Source organism: Desulfopila sp. IMCC35008 (genome assembly GCF_010646885.2).
Classification (GTDB): Bacteria; Desulfobacterota; Desulfobulbia; order Desulfobulbales; family Desulfocapsaceae; genus Desulfopila.
Window position 1 is genome coordinate 5,292,746 of sequence record NZ_CP050700.1, and the last position, 17,022, is coordinate 5,309,767.

A 17,022-nucleotide genomic window follows, 5' to 3' on the forward strand; every position below is an offset into this window, starting at 1 on the left:
CATATGAACAGAATGCTCATCATTGATGACGATATAGAAGCGTGTGAAACTATTGAGAGCCTTATTACCAGGCAGTCTCACTCATGCGATATGGCCCATAGTTTGCGTAACGGTTTGGATTACATAAAACACAAGGAGTACGAAGTGGTATTCCTCGATGTCCACCTGCCGGACGGCAACGGACTCGACATCCTACCCGAGATCATGGCTATCCCCAACCCGCCGGAGGTTATTATCCTTACCGGCAAGGGAGACCCTGACGGTGCAGAGCTTGCTATTAAAGGCGGTGTTTGGGATTACATCCTCAAGCCGTCATCGGTTCGTGAAATAACCCTGACCCTGAACAGGGCCTTAAAATACCGCAAGGAAAAAAACCTGCGAACCCAGGAGCAGCAACTCGATCTCAGCTCTGTAGTCGGCATCAGTCCTGGTATCAAGACCAGTCTGCAGCTCACCGCCAAAGCGGCAAAAGCGGACTCCAATATCCTGATAACAGGGGAAACGGGAACCGGTAAAGAGCTCTTCGCCCGCACTATTCATCAAAACAGCAGGCGCTCTGAACAAAATTTTGTGGTCATCGACTGTGCTTCGCTCACCGAGTCACTGGTCGAATCAACCCTGTTCGGCCATCGCAAAGGCTCTTTTACCGGTGCCCAGAATGACCAGCCGGGCCTGGTCAAGTTGGCAGATGGCGGCACCCTGTTCCTCGATGAGGTTGGTGAAATGCCCCTTTCCCTGCAGAAGGTTTTTTTACGGGTCCTGCAGGAAAGGCACTTCAGGCCCGTCGGCGCGGCTCATGAAGAGACCTCTAATTTCCGTCTGATTGCAGCGACCAACCGCGACCTCGACATGATGGTGGAAGAAGGCAAGTTCCGCAGTGACCTGCTCTTTAGAATCAACACCATGCACATCCGGTTACCACCACTGCGCAAAAGGGCGGAGGACATAAAACCCCTCATCCTCTGGAGAATGCAGAGACTCCATGACGAATACGGCATGGCACCGAAAAAGCTCGCGGATGACTTCCTTACGACCCTGCTCAGCTATGGATGGCCAGGTAATGTGCGAGAGCTCTTTAATATCCTTGAGCGGGCCATGGTCAATGCAGACGAAGAAAACACTCTCTATAATGTGCATCTATCGCGGGATTTGCGAATTCAGGTGGCAAAAGCACAGATAAAGGAGATGACCGGATCGGAGGTGACTGCTGACGACCAGTTTCCAACCAACGATGGTGTCCGAAAAATCGGACAGGAAATCTTCGAAGATATTTTTGACAGACCACTGCCCCCACTCAAAGAATTCAAGGGCATGACAGAAAAGATATATCTTAGCGAACTTATTAGGCAATGTAATGGGGAAATCTCAGCTATACTACAAAAATCCGAACTGTCCAGATCCCACTTCTACTCCCTTCTCAAAAAATATGGCCTGTCACTTTAGACCAGAACGACCACCTAGTGGTCTGACAAAAGCCCTCCAGTCTGTTTTTCCGGACTAGAGGGCACCAAAAAGACCACTGTTCCTCCGCATATTCATCACGCCCTCGCCAGTAACAAGCTCAATATATTGAAATAAATACTTATTCCATCACCCCACATTACCTGGTACGGAAAATGCTAAACTGATTATGCATCTTTCCCGTTACAGTGACACCCACAAGGGGCCGGACGGTGAAAAAAAGCGGAAATACGGGATTCATTTCAGCTTCAACGCATGCTGTGCTACCATACAATGTGCAGGAGCCGAAAAATCCACAACAGCTTCTTCCCTGTCCGGGAAGAATGAAGAAGAGAAATTAAACGTGATGGAGTCTGTATATGCCCACCAACGAACGCCTTTCCCAATTCATGGAAGCAGCGCGCCGCGTAGGCTCGGAAGTAACACAATTCAATTCGCCCACCGAGGCTGCCGCCTACATCGCTGAGAAATCGAAAGGGACAACTCTTGTTCCCGACACCCAACTCAGCGAAAAACACGGGATTAAGGAAATATTAAAGCTAGCCGGAGTCGATGTCTGGTCCGGCCCTTTTCGTGAAGCAGGCCAGATCCCGGCGGCAGGAGTTACCTTTTGCAATTTCGGTATGGCAGACACCGGCACTGTTGTCCTGGAATCGACCATGGAAGACATTCGCCTTGCAACAACACTTCCTGAAAAACACTTTGTATTTATCGACCCGGAGACCATCCTGGAAGATAACCTGGCGGCGGTCAAACCAATGTCCGCACTCCATGTCGGTTCCGAACCACGCTTTGTGGCCTACATCACCGGACCCAGCCGCACGGCCGACATTGAACGTGTCCTGACCATAGGGTGTCATGGACCAAGAGAGCTGCATATCCTCGTGGTAGCAGATATATCCAGCGACCTAATGGAAATATAACCACAGGGAAAACACCAGATACGGAGAGCTCAAATGGCAACCAACGATACCTACAAAAAAAGTATAGAAAAAGCCTTAAACAACCAGAAACTCAGCGAGGCGTTGCACCTTTTCGGTGACAACTACCTCATCGCCCGTGAAAATGCCTACCGGGGATTGGATTTTGAAGCGATGCGGCAGGACCTGGCGTCGATAAAAGACGATGTCCGCATTCGCCGAAAAGAACTTCTTGCCGAATTCATCAAGAACGCGGAAGCAGCCGGCTCAACGGTCTTTATTGCCAAGGACACCAAGGAAGCAAACGACTATGTAATCAACCTGGCAAAGAAGAAGAATGCCAAACGAATTGCTAAATCAAAATCCATGGTTTCAGAAGAGGCACACTTTAACAAGGCGATGGAAGCAGAGGGGATACAAGCTTCCGAGACGGATCTTGGTGAGTGGATCGTGCAACTTGCAGGTCAGCGTCCGAGCCACATGGTTATGCCCGCCATCCATATGTTCAAGGAAGAAGTTGCTGAACTGTTTGGTAAAGAGGTCGGTGAAACGATTTCACCGGAGATCAAAACCCTGGTGGATGTGGCCCGGAAAAGGCTCCGCCAGGAATATTTCGATGCAGACATCGGCCTTACAGGCGCCAACTTCCTGGTAGCCAACACCGGCGGCATCGGCCTGGTCACCAACGAGGGCAACGCCCGTCTCTGCGCCACAATGCCGAAAGTTCACGTTGTCTTTGGCGGCATCCACAAGCTGGTACGCAACATGGAAGACGCCATCAAGATCACCCGGCTGCTGCCGCGTAACGCCACCGGCCAGCTACTCACCTCCTACATCACCTGGATCCGGGGAACCGTTCCGGTGGATGGAGAGACCAAAGAACAACATATCGTCCTTATCGACGGTGGCCGTGAGGCACTTTACGAGTCCAAAGCCTGCCAGGACGCACTGCGCTGTATCCAGTGTGGTGCCTGCGCCAACGTCTGTCCGGTTTACCAGACGGTGGGCGGTCATGTCTTCGGCTCCATTTATATTTCCGCCATCGGCATCATCCTGACCGCTTTTTACGAGGGGCTGGATAAAGCCAAGGAGATCACCAGGGCCTGTATCGGCTGCCGCTCCTGTACTGCAGTCTGCCCTTCCGGCATAGATCTGGAAGAAATAATCCTTCATCTCCGTACCCAGGTAACCAAGGAGTACGGTATGGGCATGATCAAAAATGTGGCTTTCAAGGCGGTCATGAAAAACCGGAGCCTTTTCCACTCCATGGTCCGGGCCGCATCCAAACTCCAGCATCCCGTCACCCATAAAGATCCTGCAGGCTCCGAAAAAAGAGTTATCCGCCATCTGCCCATGCATTTCATGGACAGGGATTTCACCCAGTGGCGTGACCTCCCATCCGTAGCTGAAAAATCATTCAGGGACCAGTTCAAGACCATTACCCAGCGTGTCGATAAACCAAAATATAAGGTAGGTTTCTTTGTCGGCTGCGGTGCTGATTTCGTCTATCCTGAAGTAGGTACCAGCCTCATCAAGGTACTGAATGCCCTCGACGTAGAAGTCATCTTCCCACAGGAGCAGAACTGCTGTGGCATCCCCGCCCTCTATTCCGGCGATACCGACACTGGTGTTGAACTGGCTAAGCAGAATGTAGATGCCTTCACCAAGGCCAAAGTGGATTACATCCTCTGCATCTGTCCGACCTGCACCATGGGCGTAAAGCGTGATTTTGTAGAACGCCTGGCGGACCACCCGGACTGGTCCGCCAAGGCCCTGGCGCTTAGCGACAAGACCATGGACGCCGCCGCCTTTTTAGAGAATGTCCTTGGCGCATCCGAAAAGTTCGCCGATTTCAACTCACAGGGTACGATCACGTATCATGACTCCTGTCATCTGAAGCGCGGCAATAATGTCTGGCAGGAACCGAGAGCTCTGCTCGGTGCCACAGGATACGCTGTGCAAGAGATGAAAAACAGCGACCGCTGCTGTGGTTTTGGCGGCACCTACTCTTTTTTGAGCCACCCGCAGATATCCAAACAAATCACCCACGACAAGGTCGAGGCGATTAAAAACGTTAACTGCAAAACCGTGGCCATGGACTGCCCAGGCTGCATGATTATGCTTAAAGGGGCCATGGGCAAGGCCAACCCGAATATCCGCTGCGCCCACACCGTAGAATTACTCGCAGAAGCTATTGAAGCAAAAGAAGGATAGGAGAAACAAATCATGAGTGACAGACTGCCCAAGGTAGACAACCTCTGCACCAATCCGGCAAATCACAAGTTTCACATGTGTGAGCTACGGCTTGCCGGCTTGACGGAGAAGATCGAGAAACTGCAAGAGAAGCCAACGTTCATCTGCGGCAACTGCGGCACTCTCGCCAACGACGCGGGCGCCCTCTGCGCCCCCGGTCCTGCAGACAGCAAGTAGTAACTTAAAGTCCCCGGCCTGAGAACTCGGGCCGGGGATGGCCCTCCCTCCTTTTTCCCTACATCAGCTGAAGCCAGAACCTCTTGATAGAATTGACTGAGAATTGTGTGGTAATAATTCTCATAATATTTTATTCTCTGGAGCCCCACCTTTTACAAGTATTTCATAAAGGAATTGTGTCGCTGAAGCCATGCGAAGTATGGGCCCAGGCAACAAAGCTATCACTCTGAAATGGCCGCAGCACACCCCCAAGACAATACCTCCAGAACGACATGATAGAACTGCGTCATAAGACACTCTTCTCTGTAGCCTGCTGTTTAATTTTTGCCACAACTGCATCCTGACAATCCCTGTCAGAACAGGAAACATTGCATTACTTAAAGAACCTCTCCATTGAAGATCTGCTCCACGAAATAGGTGAACGTCAGGAAGTCCAGCAAAAGCTGGCTCACGCCCAGAAAATGGAGGCAATTGGCACCCTTGCAGACGGTGTCGCCCATGACCTCAACAACATCCTATCAGGAGTGGTTTCCTATCCGGATCTTTTACTCATGCAGCTCGAGGAAGATTCACCCCTGCGAAAACCTATAAAGACCATCCGTTCCTCCGGCAAAAAGGCTGCGGCTATTGTCCAGGATCTTCTGCCCCTGGCCAGAAGGGGTGTCAAGGTGGAAGACAATATTGAACTGGGTGCCATTATTACAAGCTATATGGAAAGCCCCGAATACCGGGAGCTTCTCAATAACCACCCGGGAGTCACCATCAATTTCAGCCAATCGGATAATGAGTACACCATGGTTGGATCTCCTGTTCATCTGTCCAAAACAGTGATGAACCTTGTGGCAAACAGTGTGGAAGCGATACAGGAACCCGGCACGGTCGATATCACTCTTGAACATAAATATCTCAGTCGCAGACCCCCCGGTTTTGAAAACTGGCAGGCAGGGAACTATATCTGCCTCACTGTTGCCGACACCGGTATCGGTATTGAAAAACAATACCTGGACCGAATATATGAACCATTCTATTCGCGCAAGGTTATGGGTAAAAGCGGGACCGGGCTCGGCATGGCTGTGGTCTGGGGATCCGTTGAAGATCATCGCGGATATATCACTGTCGAGAGCACGGTTGGTGAAGGGACGAGTTTTTCTCTCTTTTTCCCGGCTTCAAGGCCCCCTCAATCACCCGTCAGTGAAGTCATTACCCAACCCGGAAAACAATATCGTGGCAACGGCCAATCCATCCTGGTGGTGGACGATAGTCGCCAGCAACGGCAGATCGCCACGGAGATCCTTACCCATCTCGGTTATAAAGAAACATCCGCCAACGGGGGAGAGGAAGCGATTCGTTACCTCAAGGCCAATTACGTCGATCTGGTTATTCTCGATATGTTAATGGAGCCTGGGATTAACGGCCTGGAGACTTATAAACACATTCTTGAATTCAGGCCGGGGCAAAAAGCGATCATTGCCAGTGGGTATTCTAATTCAGACCCGGTACAAGAGGCGCGCGTACTTGGCATTTCGGAATACGTGGAAAAACCTTATACCGTTACACGCATCGGTAAAGCTGTCCATCGAATTCTCACAGCACATGACAAAGTAGGAAAAGCCGTTTAGCCCGGAGCTCTCTTCAACTCTTTTCATCATCAAAGGATGAAGCTTATCCCGACTTTCTTACCACGTTAACAGAATTTTTAAGACATCCGCTCAAGATAACACCGACAACTGTCAGAATTGAGGCCAAAATAAAAGCCGGGCCGAAACCGGAAGAGTATTGGGCAATGGTACCGGCCACGGCTGGACCTGCAATCTGCCCGAGACCAAAGACAAAAGTTACAAAACCAAACACTGAGGCCGTCTTTTGCGGACCCGCAAGATCCCCTACCAGAGCAGCGACAATGGTCGGAACACTGAAAGCGACAAGGGAGAAAAAGAAAACCGAAAAATAGACAGAACTACTATAACCGGTTAGAGCGGCAGAGAGATAAGCAAGCGCCTGGATGGAAAAAACAACCATCAAGGCCTGTTTCCTTCCGACCTTATCTGAAAAATAGCCAAACAGGGGCCCGGAAATGATAGATAGCAAGCCTCCCCAGGCCCAGAGTATTCCGGCAGCCTGCTCGGTAAAGCCCCTCTCCTGAACCAGTGAGGTAACAAAAAAAGTGATGTATATAACGTAGGTAAAGCCGAACAGGAAATAGATCATCGCAGTTAGGTAAATCATGCTCTTTGGAGCGGGTTTTCTGTCTTTTGGAGCCGCCGGGCCTCCACCCTTTGTTCCCCAAGAACCGCCATCAACGGGTCTGTTTCGTATCAGTACAAAACAAATACAACCAATCATAGCAACCACACCTCCCAGTACAAGCCAGCTTGCCTGCCACCCCCTTTCCGACATATTCATAACCGGTACCAACCTTCCCGACGCAAGAATTCCCAGTCCGTTGCCCGCTACACACAGACCGGCTGCCCGACCACGAATCTCCGGTTCAAACCAGATCGCCATCAAGGACATGATCGGAATATTGGCAAGGGCCGAGCCAACCCCCGTCAGGCTGTAAAGTACCAAAATGGGTAGAAAACTATCCATCATGCCGATCAAAATCATGGAACCGCCTATCATGGACAACCCGAAAAAAATGAGAAGCCGGGGACCAAGGCGACTGTTCAGACTGCCGCAACCGATAACCGCGATGAGATACCCACAAAAATTGGCGGTGGAAATAATCCCCATCTGTCCGTAGGTGAGGCCAAGCCCCTCACCCATGGACGGCAGCATCATGCCTAAAGAGAACCGGCCCAGGCCGAGTGCCCCCATTAATCCGAGCATTCCGGCCAAAACGATTATCCAGCGATAGGTAGCTGCAGGAAGAGATTTCATTATTTTATGGCAACACCCTTGTTACGTGATTGTTTCAACCATCTGTAGTATACTTAGGTACTTGAGAAAAGACGCACCATAACATTATCACTCACCCTCCACGATACCCGAAAACTATGATTAACGCAGAAAAATTGCTTGGCAAAGTCGTTCAGGAAGTCATGGGATCAAGTAGCCATGGTATGAAAAAGAAGAAAAAGAAAAAGAAGAAAAGCAGTTCCATGGTCAGCCATCTCACCTCCGGGGCTGGTCTGATGACAGCCATAGGTCTTGGTATCGGTGCCTATGAGATATTGAAGGACAAAAAAAAGGCTCCCCACACAGGTGGTCATTATCCATCCTCGCCGCAGGGTGTGCCACCAGTTAATCCTGGCATAGCCCAGGGCCCGGCAATACCACCTCCGCCACCTCCACCATCTTCTACTGCCACGTCCCAGGCCCAACCAAGCGAACCGGCTCAGCCGCCCCCTCCCCAGATTCCTGAAGCCACCCCCGAACAGACCGAGAAGCTGGCCGTACGCTTACTCCAGGTAATGGTGGCCGCCGCCCATGCAGACGGACAACTTGATGCTGAAGAGGAAAAAGCGGTTATCGGCAGACTGAAAGATGAGCAATTCAGCCAGGAAGAAAAAATGTTTCTGCTGGCGGAAATGCACAGCCCCAAAAGTATAGATGAGCTGACAGCGAACATCACCGATCCGGCAACTGCCAAGATGATGTACATGCTGGCGGTAGGAACCATCGAGATCGACACCCCGGAAGAGCGGCAATGGCTTGATCAATTTGCAGCTGCCTTGCAACTCTCAAAAACTGTACAGGAATTTATCGAAGATCAGGTTTAGATAATGGGTGAAATAGCCGCCCTTATTGCAGCACTTTTCTGGGCGGTTGCCTCAACGGCCTTTGCCGATATAGGCAGGCATATATCGGCAATCCATCTCAACCTTGTCAAGGGCGGACTGGCCATCCTGCTCATGGGGATTGTGTTGTTCTCAGGCAGTTTGTTTACTATCCCCAGCCTCTCGCCAGCGACGCTCACCTCCATCTCCGGCTACGGCTGGTTGCTGCTTTGTCTAAGCGGTATTGTTGGTATCGCCTTTGGCGACAGCGCCTATTTTGCCTGTATAAAACGAATCGGCCCGCAAAAAGGGCTGATGCTTGAGTCGACGGCACCTCTGTTAACCGCCCTGCTGGCCCTGGTCCTCTATGAAGAGTACCTCCCTGTAGCTTCCTGGTTCGGAATCATGCTCACCACCCTCGGTGTAATCGTCGTTATCCGCTTCAGCAGCGGAGCCAAACAGTACCAGAACAGCAAAAGCGGTATCGTTTTTGGTCTTCTCGCCTCTTGTGCACAGGCCACAGGAATCGTTCTTTCCCGGATGGCACTGGATGGTGAGGACATTGAGCCCCTGGCCAGCGGACTTGTACGGCTCAGTGCAGGGTTGTTCATCCTGCTCCTTTGGACACAGATTACTACGCACCTCGGTATCGCCAGTAAATATCACACCACCAGCATTTCAGCCGCCTGCAGGGTGCTTCTGCAGGAGAAACTATTTTCAAAGCTGTTCACCGCCATGTTTTTCGGTACCTTCATTGCCATATGGCTTCAGCAGTTATCGGTAAAGTACACCAGTGCAGGAATCGCCCAGACTCTTTTTGCAACCTGTCCGCTGATCGGTACTATCATCGCAGTCCGTCGCGGTTACAGCCAACCTGCTGCGGTATGGGGAGGCCTGCTGTTAGGCTTAATCGGTGTAGGGATGCTCTTTTTGCTATAGCGAATTCGGAAAAGCTACGGGGGAGAACTCCCCCGTAGAGTAAAACCTGCTACCAGTTATGGGCCAGAAGCTCAAAATAGCCCTGCGGTTTGACACATGCCGGACATTTATCAGGAGCCTCATCACCATGGTGGATATAGCCGCAACCAAGACATCTCCAGACGTTTTCCTTTTGCCGTGAGAAGACACGTCCGGTTTCAATATTCTCTGCCAATTCCAAAAACATCTTCTCGTGATGTTCCTCGGCGACAATAATGGCATCAAAGGTATCGGCGGCCCGTTGGAAACCCTCCTCCACAGCTATCTTCGAGAACCCCTTGTACATCACCTCAGACACGTGAAGCTCAAGTGCCGCTGAAGAAAGAAGATTTGAACGGGTATCCTCAATCACCCCGGCCGGAAAGGGCCAGGCAATCTCCAATTCACCGCCATTGAAAAACTTGAAAAACCTCAGCGCATGTTCGTACTCCTGCTCGGCTGTCTGGTCAAAGAGCCGGGCAATCTGGATAAAACCTTCCTCTTCCGCCCGGCGGGCAAAAAAGTTATAACGGGTACGCGCCTGCGCTTCGGCAGAGTAGGATATCAACAGGTTTTTTGCGGTCCGACTTTCTATAAAGCGGCCCATGATCGTCTATTCTTCGATCTCAATGGCATCGGCACCACACTCAGCGGCGGCCTGGCGAACAATGTCCTCCAGGTGAGCGGGGATTTCATCGAATTTAACTATGGAGAGAAGCTGGTCTTCGTCATACTCAAAGACCTCGGGACAAAGATTGTTACAGTGGCGGTCGCCCATGCATTGCTTGGTAATAGTTGCCTTCATGAATAAAACCTCCTTTTACGATTAATCGTTAAGTACATCATAAACGAGATTACAGCTTGGAAACGACAACACCCTTAGTTCTAAATGCAGCTGTCCCATACGTCAAATACATTTATCGGTTTAGTAAAAATAAATGCGCAAAAGAAAATAATTTCATGTCGTCAATACCGTTACACTCTATCCAACCTGACTATCTGTGTGGTATAACGAAAACAGTTTCATAAAAAGGATCACACTCCACCATCAATAACAGTGACATCCATCATACTGAGGAACTTATGAAAATCGGTATAATCGGCCTGCCGCAAGCGGGTAAAAAGACACTTTTCCAGACACTGACGGGGACAGAACTGCGGGAACAGGGAGGCAGCCCCAAGCCAGTACCTGGCACTGCGGACATCCGGGACCAACGATTTGACAGGCTGGTCGCCATGTACAATCCGGTTAAAGAGACCCGGGCCCGGCTCGACCTCGTCCTGTTGCCGAAGATTGAAAAGGAGACTATATCCAAGGGCGATATTTTCAAGGACATCAGCGACGTGGACGCAATCTGTCACGTTATTCGAGCCTTTGAGGATGACGCGATTTATCATGAATCCGGTTCGGTTGATCCGCTGAGGGATGCGGAAATGGTCAACTCTGAACTGTTGATGCACGACCAGATCTTTGTCGAAAAAAGAATCGAACGGCTTGAGATCCAGCTCAAGAAAATCAGGGATGACAAACAGGTCAAGGAACTCGCCCTGTTGCAAAGGATGCTCGCCCACCTTGAAGAAGAAAGCCCCCTGCGGCTGATGGAACTTGATGACGACGAAGATCTAATGATCCGGAGTTACCCGTTTATTACCACCAAAGAGCTGATTCTGGCTTTTAACGTTGCCGAGGATCAACTTGCCGATAACTCGATCCTTGAAGGAGTCGAGGCAATGTGCAGCAAGGAAAAAGTCGAGGCGATGCTGGTCTCCGCTCAGGTAGAGTCGGAAATAGCCCAGCTCGACAGTGATGAAGAGAAAGAAGAATTCATGCACGATCTTGGTATTGAAGAGCCTGCCCTGGAGGTGCTCACTAAACTTTGCCTGAGAGCTCTTGGCCGCATATCCTTTTTCACGGTCGGCCCGGAAGAGGTGCACCAATGGCTGGTCCGGCTGAACTCTCCTGCACCCGTTGCCGCCGGTGCCATCCACTCGGACCTGCAACGTGGCTTTATCCGGGCCGAAGTCATGAAGTACGATGAACTTATCGAGCACGGGAGTGAGGCTGAGCTGAAAAAACTTGGCAAGATGTATTTGCAGGGTAAGGATTATATCGTGGTAGACGGCGACATCCTCAATATCCGCTTCAAGGTGTAACCAGAACTTCTCAGCAACCTTGTGTCGATTTGGGTCAGGTCCCTTCAAAATATCATTTTGGTACTCATAGCAACTCTTTAAACAAAGGAGTCCCCAATGAAAACCAAAACAATAATGGCTACAGCTGTACTTTTCCTGTGCACGGTCTGCGGGAAGGTTCTTGCTGATGGACCGGCCCAGAATCCGGCAAGTCTTACCGATATAATCACCAAGGGCACGCTGAAGGCTACAATTAAAACTCTCTATTACCAGCACGATTTCGATACAGACACACCTGACTGGTCAACCCTGGCCATCGGTGGGAACCTTGGCTTTGAAACCGCCCCCCTTTACGGCTTTTCTGCCGGTATCGGTGTCAAGACCAGTCAGGGAGACCTGCTTGATGACGACGAAGTGTACCGGGGTTTGTTGGCCATTGGTGATACACCCGAAGATGATGAAAGCTATACGGAGCTTGATGAGTACTTTCTCCGTTACAGTCATTGGGGCACGATCGTCACTTTCGGTGCCCAGCCCCTTAACACCCCGTGGGTTGAGGGATATGACATCAGAATGACACCAAAGAAATACCGGGGGCTGACGCTTCAAAATAACTCCCTTAAAAATCTTGAGCTGCAGGGATTCTACATTCAGGACTGGCTCGACTGGACCTCCGAGGATTGGCAATCCATCACAGCCGGTCTCTCAGGTAACGAGGCAAACGATGAGGGCATGATCGGTGGTGGTGCCGTCTGGAATGCAATGGATAATCTAAAACTGCAGGTCTGGGATTATTACTACAACGAAACACTCAATAATCTATACCTGCGGGCCGACTACAGTGCCACATTTGGCAACGATTTGACCTTCGATGCCAACATCCGCTATCTGGACCAGAGTGATGCCGGTGAAGCCCTGGCCGGCGCTTTAGACACCTACCAAGGCGGTGGCGAAATCTCACTGAGCGGTTTCGACGCCAAACTATCCCTCTATTATGGCGAAAACGGTGACGACGCAATCGCAGCCCCATTCGGCGGCCATAAAATTGCCATTATGCACGTCAACAACCTGTCCAGGGCTGAAGAAAAAATCTATGCGGCCAAACTTTCCTACTCGTTTAAAGCATTTGGGGCACCGGGGCTTTCCGCCTATATTTTTTACGGCTCTTTCGACACCCCGGATACCGGAGCAAACGCTTCAGCAGATATCGACGAGTTCAACTTCGATCTTCAATATACGTTCGGCGGCTGGTTCGAGCACTGCAGTGTCAGGCTCCGGCACGCCATTGTTGACGCGGATGAGAGTGTGGGCGGTGAGGATCTGACCGACACCCGGCTCTACCTGGTCTATAAATTCTGATCGGAACAGTTTCAGTTATAAGGGCGAGCCATCCGAAAATCGATTCACGATTCACCATTTAATACTTCCCATTTCTCACAAATATGTATTAATACAAGGACAGTTTTACTTTTCCGTAAAAACCTGAAGTCCCTGAAGTCACAGTACAAGCACAGACAAACAGGGAGTTGGGTTCAATAACGGAAACCCGGTTTACATGGAACGCAGTTTGCAGTTTGGCCGTACCCTCCTTTAACTTGTGAGGAGGGATCGTGAAAGCAGGTCATCTTGAATTTGGAACCATCAACCCACCACCCAAAGGAGACAAACATGAAAAAGCTGTTCCTGTTTGCGTTTGCCCTCATGTTTTTTGCGGTCCAGCTTGCCCAGGCAGGCACCCCGAAAGACACCCTGGTCATGGCGTCACAGATCGACGACATTATCACCCTTGATCCTGCCGAGATCTTTGAGTTCTCGGGAGCCGAGTATGCAGCCAACGCCTACGACCGGCTGATCAATTACGACGTTGATAACGTCAGCGACATCTATGGCGGAATTGCAGAAAGCTGGACCATCTCGGACAACGGCCTGGTCTTCACCTTCAAGATCAGAAAAGACATCACCTTCGCTTCCGGCAATAAGCTTACTGCGGACGATGTAGTCTACTCCCTGCAGCGTGTAGTGCTGCTGGACAAATCCCCGGCCTTTATCCTGACCCAGTTCGGTTTCACCCCTGACAACGTCAAGGACACCATCAAGAAGATAGACGATTATACGGTTGCCATCACCATCGACAAGCCATACGCCCCCACATTCTTCCTTTACTGTCTCACCTCCACAGCTGGATCAGTCGTGGATATGAAGGAAGTACAGTCTCATGAGAAAGACGGCGATATGGGCTACGGCTGGCTCAAGACCGGATATGCCGGATCCGGGCCTTTCAAGCTGAAGAACTGGAAGCCATCCGAGACCCTCATTTACGAGCGTAATGACAATTATTGGGGAGAAAAAGCCAAGCTCAAGCGTATCATCACCCGGCACATTTCCGAGTCATCAACCCAGCGTCTGCTGCTGGAAAAAGGTGATGTCGATATCGCCCGTGACCTCGGTCCGGATGACATCAAGGGCCTTGCAGGAAATAATGATATAAAAATTCGCAAAAAAGCAAAAGGCGCAGTCTGGTATCTCGGTCTGAACCAGAAAAATGAATACCTGCAGAAACCGCAGGTTCGCCAGGCGTTGAAGTACCTTATCGACTACAAAGGTATGGAATCCACCATTCTCGATGGCGCGGCCACCGTCCATCAGGCCTTCCTGCCCAAGGGCTTCCTCGGCGCATTGGAAGAGACCCCGTTTACATTAGACGTGGAAAAAGCAAAGGCATTGCTGAAAGAAGCCGGACTTGAAAACGGTTTCACCGTAACTATGGATACCCGGAACACTGAGCCGACCACCTCTATGGCCCTGGCCATCCAGGCGACATTTGCCCAGGCGGGCATCAAGCTCGAAATCATCCCGGGTGAAGGCAAGCAGACACTGACCAAGTACCGTGCCCGTAACCACGACATCTATATCGGACGCTGGGGACCGGACTATATGGATCCGCACACAAATGCCGACACCTTTGCCCGCAACCCGAACAACGCCGACGATGCCAAGTCCAAGCCTCTCGCATGGCGTAACGCCTGGGATATCCCGGAAATGACCCAAAAGGCGGACGCTGCCGTGCTGGAAAAAGACACCAAAAAACGAGCCGAAATGTATCTCGAACTCCAGCGTGAGCACCAGCAGGTCTCCCCGTTTGTCATCATGTTCCAGGATATCGAGATCCTTGGCAAGAGGGCCAATGTGGACGGCTTCGTTCTCGGACCGAGCTTTGACAGCAACTTCTACCAGTTCACCACTAAATAAGAACTTGATTAGTCTTGTTGCGGACTGATTAACCCGGTCCGCAACCCGTTTTTAAATGCTCTGCCCCGACCAGTCGGGGCGGACTCTCAGTATCTCAAGGCATTATGCTGCAAAAGCTTACGAAACGCCGCCTGCTGAAAGCTATTCGTCAGACACTCCGGGTGTTGACTGTCGTTGCCATCACTTTTTTCGGACTGCTCCTCATCACTTTTCTCATTGGCCGCGTGGTTCCCATCGACCCTGTCCTGGCAGTGGTCGGTGACAAGGCATCACCGGAGGTTTATGAAAAAGCCCGTATCGCCATGGGATTGCATCTGCCTCTCTGGCAACAGTTCCTGATTTACATCAGTAACGTCCTGCAGGGTGATCTCGGGACCTCCGTCCTTACCGCCAAACCGGTGACCGAGGATATTCTTCGTGTATTCCCCGCCACCATTGAGCTGGCGGTTACGGCAACTATTTTCGGCGTTCTGGTCGGTATACCGCTGGGTGTCTTTTCAGCTGTAAACCGGGACAGTTTCCTGGACCATATAACCAGGGTGATCGGCTTGCTCGGCTACTCCCTGCCTATTTTCTGGCTCGGCCTCATGGCTCTCATGGTCTTTTACGCCCGCCTCGACTGGCTCCCCGGTCCCGGCAGGGTTGACGTCTTTTATGAAGACATTGTCGATCCGGTAACCGGTATCATGATTATTGACTGCATAATCGCAAAAGAATGGGAGATCATGAGAAATGCGATATGGCACGTCATCCTGCCTGCGCTTTTGCTCGGCTATTACTCTATGGCGTATCTCTCTAGAATGACACGATCTTTCATGATCGAGCAGTTACGCCAGGAATACGTACTTACGGCGCGGGTCAAGGGAGTAGCCGAATGGAAAGTAATATGGGGCCATGCGCTTGGCAACTGCGCCATCCCGCTAATCACTGTGGTCGCTCTCAGTTTTGGCGGCCTGTTGGAAGGTTCTGTTCTGACCGAGACGGTCTTTTCATGGCCCGGGCTCGGTCTTTATCTCACGAACTCCCTGCTCAACGCAGACATGAACGCCGTGCTTGGATCGACCATCGTGGTCGGTTCCATATTTCTGGGTGTCAACCTTCTGTCCGATTTCCTTTATAAGGTCATGGACCCCAGGGCGAGATAAACTTCATACCGAAACCGGGGTCAGGCTTAAGCCTGACCCCTCGTGCGGATAATGGCTGAACATATGGAAAACTTTCTTTATTTATGACACAACAACCACCAAAATTTACCAGGACCAAGGCATGGCTGCTGACAGACACCCCGGACTCTGCTTTCCAGGCAGCGTCCGGCAGGTTTTATCTGGGTCTTCTTGAGTTTTTCCGAAACAAACTGGCCGTTATCGGCCTCATCATTATTGTTGCGCTCATCCTGACAGCTCTCTTTGCCCCACAGATTGCTCCATTCGACCCAGTGATCACAGACCTGGCCAACAGACTGCAACCGCTCTCCGGTGATCATTGGTTCGGCACCGATGAAATGGGCAGGGATATCTTTTCCAGAATTGTCTGGGGATCACGGCTTACACTTTACGTCATCCTTCTGGTAGCTGTTATTGCCGCCCCTGTAGGTATCCTGGTCGGGACAGCCGCAGGATATTTCGGAGGTGCCATCGACACCGTGCTGATGCGTATCACCGATATTTTCCTCGCCTTCCCCAAGCTTATTCTGGCGCTTGCTTTTGTGGCTGCGCTAGGGCCTGGAATTGAGAACGCCATTATCGCCATTGCAATAACCTCCTGGCCACCCTACGCGCGAATCGCCCGGGCCGAGACCATCACCGTCAGGAACTCCGATTTTATCCGCGCAATCAGGCTGCAGGGAGCAGGACCGATCCGCATTATAACCAAACATATCATGCCGCTCTGCATGTCTTCACTGATCGTCCGGGTCACCCTCGACATGGCAGGCATTATCTTAACAGCAGCAGGGCTCGGCTTTTTGGGACTCGGCGCCCAGCCACCCTCACCGGAATGGGGCGCCATGACTTCTGCCGGACGCGCCTTTATCCTCGACCAGTGGTGGCTGATCACCATGCCGGGCACGGCCATTTTTGTGGTCAGCCTGGCCTTCAACCTGCTGGGTGACGGCCTGCGGGAAGTCCTCGACCCCAAAAGCGACAGTTAACAGT

At 51.1% G+C, this 17,022-nt stretch carries 15 protein-coding genes; 12 read left to right on the forward strand and 3 right to left on the reverse strand.

Annotated features, from left to right (window positions below; all coding sequences use genetic code 11):
- Nucleotides 1-3 precede the first annotated feature (3 nt).
- The 5 genes from GA520_RS22635 (at nucleotide 4) to GA520_RS22655 (ending at nucleotide 6,430) form a co-directional block, all read left to right on the forward strand.
- The gene (locus GA520_RS22635) at nucleotides 4-1,443 is read left to right on the forward strand and encodes a sigma-54 dependent transcriptional regulator (RefSeq protein WP_163335696.1); all 1,440 of its coding nucleotides are present in this window, start codon (nucleotides 4-6) and stop codon (nucleotides 1,441-1,443) included.
- 377 nt (nucleotides 1,444-1,820) lie between these two features.
- The gene (locus GA520_RS22640; protein WP_163335697.1) at nucleotides 1,821-2,384 is read left to right on the forward strand and encodes a lactate utilization protein; all 564 of its coding nucleotides are present in this window, start codon (nucleotides 1,821-1,823) and stop codon (nucleotides 2,382-2,384) included.
- Nucleotides 2,385-2,417: 33 nt separating this feature from the next.
- Nucleotides 2,418-4,595, forward strand: coding sequence for an L-lactate dehydrogenase (quinone) large subunit LdhH (ldhH, locus tag GA520_RS22645; protein ID WP_163335698.1), 2,178 nt, complete (start codon nucleotides 2,418-2,420; stop codon nucleotides 4,593-4,595).
- A 12-nt stretch (nucleotides 4,596-4,607) separates the two neighbouring features.
- On the forward strand, nucleotides 4,608-4,811 hold the full coding sequence (locus GA520_RS22650; protein WP_163335699.1) for a hypothetical protein: 204 nt from the start codon (nucleotides 4,608-4,610) through the stop codon (nucleotides 4,809-4,811).
- A gap of 368 nt (nucleotides 4,812-5,179) precedes the next feature.
- Complete coding sequence (locus GA520_RS22655) at nucleotides 5,180-6,430, forward strand: ATP-binding protein (RefSeq protein WP_163335700.1); 1,251 nt, start codon at nucleotides 5,180-5,182, stop codon at nucleotides 6,428-6,430.
- Nucleotides 6,431-6,473: 43 nt separating this feature from the next.
- Here GA520_RS22655 and GA520_RS22660 read toward each other — a convergent pair whose 3' ends face one another.
- Nucleotides 6,474-7,691: an MFS transporter gene (locus tag GA520_RS22660; protein ID WP_163335701.1), complete on the reverse strand. Its 1,218-nt coding sequence runs from the start codon at nucleotides 7,689-7,691 to the stop codon at nucleotides 6,474-6,476.
- A 116-nt stretch (nucleotides 7,692-7,807) separates the two neighbouring features.
- Between GA520_RS22660 and GA520_RS22665 the strand changes: the two genes are divergently transcribed.
- Together GA520_RS22665 and GA520_RS22670 are read left to right on the forward strand one after the other, a co-directional pair.
- Nucleotides 7,808-8,533, forward strand: coding sequence for a DUF533 domain-containing protein (locus tag GA520_RS22665; RefSeq protein WP_163335702.1), 726 nt, complete (start codon nucleotides 7,808-7,810; stop codon nucleotides 8,531-8,533).
- 3 nt (nucleotides 8,534-8,536) lie between these two features.
- On the forward strand, nucleotides 8,537-9,469 hold the full coding sequence (locus tag GA520_RS22670; protein ID WP_163335703.1) for an EamA family transporter: 933 nt from the start codon (nucleotides 8,537-8,539) through the stop codon (nucleotides 9,467-9,469).
- A gap of 49 nt (nucleotides 9,470-9,518) precedes the next feature.
- On the opposite strand, the gene rbr is transcribed toward GA520_RS22670, so the two are convergent.
- On the reverse strand, nucleotides 9,519-10,094 hold the full coding sequence (gene rbr / locus GA520_RS22675) for a rubrerythrin (RefSeq protein ID WP_163335704.1): 576 nt from the start codon (nucleotides 10,092-10,094) through the stop codon (nucleotides 9,519-9,521).
- Nucleotides 10,095-10,100: 6 nt separating this feature from the next.
- Nucleotides 10,101-10,292, reverse strand: a complete 192-nt coding sequence (locus GA520_RS22680; protein ID WP_163335705.1) for a ferredoxin — start codon at nucleotides 10,290-10,292, stop codon at nucleotides 10,101-10,103.
- 278 nt (nucleotides 10,293-10,570) lie between these two features.
- Here GA520_RS22680 and GA520_RS22685 point away from each other — a divergent pair, with 278 nt between their 5' ends.
- From GA520_RS22685 to nikC, 5 genes are all read left to right on the forward strand, one after another.
- On the forward strand, nucleotides 10,571-11,641 hold the full coding sequence (locus GA520_RS22685; RefSeq protein WP_163335706.1) for a DUF933 domain-containing protein: 1,071 nt from the start codon (nucleotides 10,571-10,573) through the stop codon (nucleotides 11,639-11,641).
- 96 nt (nucleotides 11,642-11,737) lie between these two features.
- A complete protein-coding gene (locus GA520_RS22690; RefSeq protein ID WP_163335707.1) occupies nucleotides 11,738-12,979 on the forward strand; it encodes an OprD family outer membrane porin in 1,242 nt (413 codons plus the stop codon).
- Between the two features lie 309 nt (nucleotides 12,980-13,288).
- A complete protein-coding gene (locus GA520_RS22695; protein WP_163335708.1) occupies nucleotides 13,289-14,869 on the forward strand; it encodes an ABC transporter substrate-binding protein in 1,581 nt (526 codons plus the stop codon).
- A 104-nt stretch (nucleotides 14,870-14,973) separates the two neighbouring features.
- A complete protein-coding gene (locus GA520_RS22700) occupies nucleotides 14,974-16,014 on the forward strand; it encodes an ABC transporter permease (RefSeq protein WP_205749175.1) in 1,041 nt (346 codons plus the stop codon).
- A gap of 83 nt (nucleotides 16,015-16,097) precedes the next feature.
- Nucleotides 16,098-17,018, forward strand: coding sequence for a nickel transporter permease (gene nikC, locus GA520_RS22705; RefSeq protein ID WP_163335709.1), 921 nt, complete (start codon nucleotides 16,098-16,100; stop codon nucleotides 17,016-17,018).
- Nucleotides 17,019-17,022: the final 4 nt, after the last annotated feature.